Here is a 1,910-nt window from a genome sequence, read left to right as displayed (position 1 = left end):
GCGGGGGCGGTGCTCAAGTACGTGCGCCGGCATCCGGTCGAACGCCTCACCGTCTGCGGCGGGTTCGCCAAGCTGTCCAAGCTCGCGGCGGGCCATCTGGACCTCCACTCCGCGCGCTCCCAGGTGGACAAGGGGTTCCTGGCGGAGCTGGCCCGGGCGGGAGGGGCGGACGCGGCGCTCGTCGCGCAGGTCGCGGAGGCGAACACGGGCCTGGCGGCCCTGCGTCTGTGCGAGGCGGCCGGAGCGCCCCACCACCACGCCCGCGCGGTCCACGCAGATCACGTCCACCGCGACCGGCGCCCCCCGCAGCACCGCGAGTGCCTCGTCACGTGCCGCGGTGGCGACGAGGTCGCCGAGGGGCACTCCGGCCGCCTCGCACAGACGCAGGGCCGCCAGGCCCGTGTTCGCCTCCGCGACCTGCGCGACGAGCGCCGCGTCCGCCCCTCCCGCCCGGGCCAGCTCCGCCAGGAACCCCTTGTCCACCTGGGAGCGCGCGGAGTGGAGGTCCAGATGGCCCGCCGCGAGCTTGGACAGCTTGGCGAACCCGCCGCAGACGGTGAGGCGTTCGACCGGATGCCGGCGCACGTACTTGAGCACCGCCCCCGCGAAGTCCCCCATGTCGAGGAGTGCGTCCTCCGGCAGGCCGTACACGTCGACCACGGTCCTCTCCGACGTCGAGCCCGTGCAGCCGGCCACATGGGTGCGCCCCGCCGCCCGCGCCACGTCGACCCCGCGCCGGATGGAGTCGATCCACGCCGAGCACGAGTAGGGCACCACGATCCCCGTCGTCCCGAGGACGGACAGCCCGCCGAGGATGCCGAGCCTCGGGTTCCAGGTGGAGCGGGCGATCTCCTCCCCGTCGTCGACGGAGACCGTGATCTCGGCGTCGCCCGTCCCGCCGTGACGCGCGGCCACGAGGGCGACGTGGTCGCGCATCATCTGCCGCGGCACCGGGTTGATCGCCGGCTCCCCGACGTCCAGCGGCAGTCCGGGCCGGGTGACCGTGCCCACGCCGGGCCCCGCGCGGAAGACGACGCCGGACCCGGCGGGCAGCACCCGCACGGTCGCCCGGACCAGCGCCCCGTGCGTGACGTCGGGGTCGTCGCCGGCGTCCTTCACGATCCCGGCGGTGGCCGAGGCGCCCGTCAGGGACTCGGTGGCGAGGGCGAACGACGGGGTCTGCCCCTTGGGCAGGGTGATTGTCACCGGATCGGGGAAGTCCCCGGTCAGCAGCGCGGTGTAGGCGGCGGTCGCGGCCGCCGTCGCGCAGGCCCCGGTCGTCCAGCCGGGCCGCAGGCCGGTGTGCTTGAGTTGGGCCTCACGCCCGCCGCCCGCCTCAGTCATGAAGGACCCCCATGCCGACGCACGTACTCATCCTCGGCGGGACGACCGAGGGCCGCCTGCTGGCGGAGCTGCTGCACGCCCGTGGCCTGCGGGTCACCAGCAGCCTCGCCGGGCGGGTCGCCGCCCCCCGGAAGCCGCCGGGCGAGGTCCGGGTCGGCGGGTTCGGCGGGGCCGGGGGCCTGGAGCGCTGGCTGCGCGAGCACGCGGTGGACGCGGTCATCGACGCCACCCATCCTTTCGCCGGGACGATCAGTTTCCACGCGGCCGGGGCCGCCGCCGGGGCCCATGTTCCCCTGCTGGCCCTGCGCCGCCCCGGGTGGGCGCCGGTGCCGGGCGACGACTGGCACCCGGTCGGCTCCCTGGAGGAGGCCGCCGGGGCGGCCCGGGCGCTCGGCCGCAGGGTGTTCCTGACGACGGGGCGCATGGGCCTCGCCGCGTTCGCGCACGTCGACGACGTCTGGTTCCTCGTCCGCTCGGTCGACGCGCCGGACGGGCCGTGCCCGCCGCACGCGGAGGTGCTGCTCGACCGGGGCCCGTTCACCSTCGACGGCGAACGGGCACTGCTG

General features: G+C 76.2%; 1 protein-coding gene and 2 pseudogenes. 2 read left to right on the top strand and 1 reads right to left on the bottom strand.

The genetic code is table 11. The features are described 5' to 3' along the window. A pseudogene (locus EAO77_RS40680) lies at positions 1 to 249 on the top strand (cobalt-precorrin-5B (C(1))-methyltransferase); the annotation flags it as partial. Here EAO77_RS40680 and EAO77_RS33870 read toward each other — a convergent pair. Continuing rightward, positions 241 to 1,344 (bottom strand): annotated as a pseudogene (locus tag EAO77_RS33870) (cobalt-precorrin-5B (C(1))-methyltransferase); the annotation flags it as partial. The pseudogenes EAO77_RS40680 and EAO77_RS33870 sit on opposite strands and share 9 nt — an antisense overlap. 11 nt (positions 1,345 to 1,355) lie before the next feature. Here EAO77_RS33870 and EAO77_RS33865 point away from each other — a divergent pair. Further along, the coding region (locus tag EAO77_RS33865) for a cobalt-precorrin-6A reductase (protein ID WP_147992224.1) at positions 1,356 to 1,910 on the top strand (555 nt) is incomplete at its 3' end.

Origin of the sequence: Streptomyces sp. T39, from assembly GCF_008042045.1 — a bacterium.
Classification (GTDB): domain Bacteria; phylum Actinomycetota; class Actinomycetes; order Streptomycetales; family Streptomycetaceae; genus Streptomyces.
This window is presented reverse-complemented; position numbering and strand designations above follow the sequence as displayed.